This window comes from Bacteroides sp. HPS0048, from assembly GCF_964240755.1.
GTDB lineage: Bacteria > Bacteroidota > Bacteroidia > Bacteroidales > Bacteroidaceae > Bacteroides > Bacteroides nordii.
Genome location: NZ_CAXSVC010000066.1, coordinates 1 through 4448, shown reverse-complemented (window position 1 = coordinate 4448; position 4448 = coordinate 1). Strand labels below are relative to the sequence as shown.

Below are 4448 nucleotides of genomic sequence, written 5' to 3'. Positions count from 1 at the left end.
TGCTCTTCCTCTTGGACTTGAACCAAGGACCCTCTGATTAACAGTCAGATGCTCTAACCGACTGAGCTAAGGAAGAATAATTTGCAATCAAGAATTTAAACTTTGCTCTTCCTCTTGGACTTGAACCAAGGACCCTCTGATTAACAGTCAGATGCTCTAACCGACTGAGCTAAGGAAGAATGTTTTTCTCAATTGCGATGCAAAAGTAATAGGATATTTTGAAATATGCAATATCTTTGCAAAAAAAATATCAAAATGGACAAAATAATTGGTTTGGGCAACGCCCTTGTAGACGTACTTGCAACTCTGAAAGATGATACTATCCTTGATGAAATGGGTTTACCAAAGGGAAGCATGCAACTCATCGATGACGCTAAGTTACAACAGATTAACGAGAAATTTAGTAACATGAAGACCCTCCTTGCAACCGGAGGATCGGCTGGAAATACTATTCTTGGACTCTCTTGTCTTGGAGCTGCTACCGGTTTTATAGGAAAAGTGGGAAATGATAATTATGGAAACTTTTTCCGCGAAAATCTCCAGAAAAACAATATTGAAGACAATTTGCTCCTCTCTGATTTACCTTCGGGAGTGGCATCTACTTTTATTTCTTCGGATGGCGAACGTACTTTCGGGACATACTTGGGAGCTGCTTCTACGTTGAGAGCTGAAGATTTATCACTGGATATGTTCAAGGGGTATGCTTATCTGTATATTGAAGGATACCTGGTACAAGACCATGATATGATTCTCCGTGCTATTAAACTGGCAAAGGAAGCCGGATTGCAAATTTGTCTCGATATGGCCAGTTATAATATCGTGGAGGAAGATAAGGAATTCTTTTCTTTATTAATAAGTAAATATGTAGACATTGTATTTGCTAATGAAGAAGAGGCGAAGGCATTCACAGGTAAAGAACCTGAGGAGGCTTTGGAAATAATCGGTAAGCTATGCAGTATTGCTATTGTGAAAATAGGCTGTAGGGGTTCGCTGATTCGTAAGGGTACGGAAGAGGTCAGAGTATCGGCTATTCCGGTAAAAAAAGTGATAGACACCACAGGTGCCGGTGATTATTTTGCAGCAGGATTCTTGTATGGGCTTACTTGCGGTTATTCATTGGAAAAGTGTGCTAAGATAGGTTCCATTCTTTCAGGAAATGTTATACAGGTTATCGGAACCACTATCTCAAAAGAACGTTGGGATGAAATAAAGTTAAATATTAACGAAGTTCTGTCTGAATAAGCAGGTAATGAGTTACATTTACGACTCATTTTAACTAAAAGTGTATGAAAAAGTTTCTAAATAGGCAGAATGGTATCATTGCAGTGATCGTGTTGATTGCGGTAGCATTCTTCGGTTTCAAAAAAGGAGACGACCGCAATTTTCAGATTGCTAAAAATCTCGACATATTCAATGCGATTGTAAAAGAGCTGGATATGTTTTATGTGGATACCATTGATCCGAATAAAACGATTCGTGAGGGGATCGACAATATGTTGTATTCACTTGATCCTTATACCGTATATTATCCGGAGAACGATCAGGACGAACTGGAGATGATGGTCAAGGGCTCTTACGGTGGTATTGGTTCTTTGATCAGATATAATCCGAAACTTCAATATACTGTGATTGCTGAACCTTACGAAGGAATGCCGGCGGCTGAAAGCGGGTTGAAAGCCGGTGATATATTGCTGGAGATTGATGGAAAAGATTTGAAAAACAATTCGGATGTGAGTACATTACTTCGGGGGCAGGTGGGTACCAGCTTTAAACTGAAGGTACAACGCCCTGGTGTGAAAGAACCATTGGAGTTTACAATTGTACGACGTTCTATTCAGATGCCTACTATTCCTTATTATGGAATAATGGAGGGTCAGGTGGGTTATATAAATCTTAGTAGTTTCTCGGGTACTCCTTCCAAGGACTTTAAAAATGCTTTCCTGGATTTGAAAAAGCAAGGTGCTACTTCATTGGTAATAGACTTGCGTAACAATGGTGGCGGATTACTTGACCAGGCTGTGGAAATAGTGAATTTCTTTGTGCCACGAGGTAAGACAATCGTTACAACGAAAGGTAAGATAAAACAGGCCAGTAATACTTACAAAACACTGCGCGAACCATTGGATACGGATATTCCGATTGCTGTGCTGGTAAATAGTGGTACGGCTTCTTCGTCGGAGATTCTCTCCGGATCATTGCAAGATCTTGATCGTGCTGTGATTGTAGGTAACCGTACCTATGGAAAAGGTTTGGTGCAAGTGCCCCGTTCTTTACCCTATGGAGGAAACTTAAAGATTACTACTTCTAAATATTACATCCCCAGCGGGCGTTGTGTACAGGCTATTGATTATGCGCATCGGAATGAAGATGGTAGTGTGGCACGTATTCCTGATAGTTTGACAACTGTATTCCATACTGCTGCCGGGCGTGAAGTTCGTGATGGTGGCGGTGTTTCTCCCGATATCGAAGTAAAGCAGGAGCGATTGCCCAACATTCTATATTATTTGGTTCGTGATAATTTGATATTTGATTACGCAACAGATTACTGTTTGAAGCACCCTGTTATTGCTTCGGCGGAAAAGTTTGAACTGACAGATGCCGACTATACAGATTTCAAGAATAAAGTGAAGGGAGCAGATTTCAAGTATGACCAACAGAGTGAGAAGATACTGAAGACTCTGAAAGAGGCCGCCGAATTTGAAGGGTATATGAAGGAGGCTTCCGATGAATTTAAAGCGCTGGAGAATAAGTTGAGTCATAATTTGGATCGTGACCTTGATTATTTTTCTAAGGATATTAAGGAGATGATTTCTGAGGAAATTATTAAACGTTATTATTATCAGCGTGGTGCGATTATTCAGCAGCTGAAAGGTGATAATGAACTGGATGAAGCTGTGAAGATTTTAACGAATCCGGAACGTTATCAACAGATATTGAGCGTAACAGCCACTGAGAAAAAATAGATTTAATAAGTAGTACTTCAAATTTAGTTCATACTATGTGACAGCGTTTTATTGAAACGCAAATGATCGCAGATTAAATGGCTGCGCTATACTTGAGCGATGATATGCTTTGCGTGAATCTGCGAGTTTCTACGTTTCAATAATAGTATCATATAATTTTGAACGATTCTTATCTTATTATATTAAGAAGGGAACGCAGATCATGTGTTCCCTTTTTTGTTGAGAGACTGGGGCGTTTGATAAATAGGATGTATCTTTACGGTTAAAAAATTAATGGTACAAAGAGGATATGAAAAAGATTATTAGTTTGGGTTTGTTGTTTCTGTTGACTATCTCTGTTTCAGCGCAAGAGGTTTATCAGAAAGAAGTGTTTATTTCTTCCCGGGGTGATTCATTGAAATACCGTTTGCTCCGTCTGGAAAAGGAGAAAGCAGGAAAGAAGTATCCGCTTGTTCTTTTTCTACATGGTGCGGGAGAACGGGGTAGTGATAATGAAAAGCAATTGGTTCATGGAGGCCAGATGTTTCTTAATCCGGTAAATCGTGAGAAGTATCCGGCTTTTGTGTTAATGCCTCAGTGTCCAATAGATGCTTACTGGGCATATACTTCTCGTCCTGTCTCGTTCGTTCCGTCGGATATGCCCGCCGGACAAGAAATTTCTCCTGTTTTTAGTTCGTTAAAAGAGCTGTTGGATGTTTATCTTAGTATGCCACAGATAGATAAGGATCGTGTTTATATTATTGGCCTATCAATGGGCGGAATGGGTACCTATGATATGATAATTCGTTTTCCGGAGCTTTTTGCGGCAGCAATTCCTATCTGTGGAACGGTGAACCCATCCCGGTTAGCAGATGTTAAGGGAGTAAAGTTTCGTATCTTTCATGGAGATGCAGATAATGTAGTGACGGTAGAAGGATCACGTGCGGCCTATAGAGCATTGAAGGCGGCAGGTGTTGATGTAGAGTACATTGAGTTTCCCGGCTGTGATCACGGTAGTTGGAATCCGGCATTCAATTATCCGGGATTTATGGACTGGTTATTTAGCCAGAAGAAAAAAAGATAATATATCGATGGAATGAATAATGAATCTATTTACGATTAGACGATTGACAATGTACGATTGGGATCACTCTGTCTCTAACATCGCTGAAACAGGCTTTTAAAAGAGTAACTTCAATCGTAAATAGATTCATTATTGATCGGTTTTGAGCTTAATGGTGTTTGTCATTGCCATCCTTTTCCTTCTCCGGTATCGATAAAGCCCCCTCTCGTAGAGTAACGTATGAAGTCTCGGTGTGTAACATTGTTTTAGATGTACATGTAAAGCAGTACGACATGTGCATGTGGAGCAGCACGACATGTACATCTCATGCAGCTTTACATGTACATGTAAAACAAGACTGTGCACCGAGAAACAGGGCCGACGCATTAAAATGCGCTGTCCTGTAAAAGTGTTGACAGGTATTTTTCATCCCATCCTGCTTT

3 protein-coding genes and 2 tRNA genes are annotated in these 4448 nt (G+C 40.2%); 3 read left to right on the top strand and 2 right to left on the bottom strand.

What is annotated here, in order from left to right; translation table 11 throughout:
- Positions 1-2 precede the first annotated feature (2 nt).
- Positions 3-76: transfer RNA gene (locus ACESQI_RS23990), tRNA-Asn, on the bottom strand.
- Between the two features lie 29 nt (positions 77-105).
- Positions 106-179: transfer RNA gene (locus ACESQI_RS23985), tRNA-Asn, on the bottom strand.
- Positions 180-255: 76 nt separating this feature from the next.
- Between ACESQI_RS23985 and ACESQI_RS23980 the strand changes: the two genes are divergently transcribed.
- The 3 genes from ACESQI_RS23980 to ACESQI_RS23970 all read left to right on the top strand — a co-directional run bounded on the left by ACESQI_RS23980 (position 256) and on the right by ACESQI_RS23970 (position 4026).
- Positions 256-1242, top strand: a complete 987-nt coding sequence (locus ACESQI_RS23980; RefSeq protein ID WP_195349197.1) for an adenosine kinase — start codon at positions 256-258, stop codon at positions 1240-1242.
- Between the two features lie 44 nt (positions 1243-1286).
- Positions 1287-2963: a S41 family peptidase gene (locus tag ACESQI_RS23975; RefSeq protein ID WP_025867041.1), complete on the top strand. Its 1677-nt coding sequence runs from the start codon at positions 1287-1289 to the stop codon at positions 2961-2963.
- 289 nt (positions 2964-3252) lie between these two features.
- Positions 3253-4026 (top strand): prolyl oligopeptidase family serine peptidase, encoded by a 774-nt coding sequence (locus tag ACESQI_RS23970; protein WP_195349195.1) that lies wholly within the window; start codon positions 3253-3255, stop codon positions 4024-4026.
- The last annotated feature ends 422 nt before the right edge of the window (positions 4027-4448 follow it).

Coding starts and splice junctions, on each gene's coding strand:
- ACESQI_RS23980 (WP_195349197.1), top strand. CDS start 256: ATGGACAAAATAATTGGTTTGGGCAACGCCCTTGTAGACGTACTTGCA.
- ACESQI_RS23975 (WP_025867041.1), top strand. CDS start 1,287: ATGAAAAAGTTTCTAAATAGGCAGAATGGTATCATTGCAGTGATCGTG.
- ACESQI_RS23970 (WP_195349195.1), top strand. CDS start 3,253: ATGAAAAAGATTATTAGTTTGGGTTTGTTGTTTCTGTTGACTATCTCT.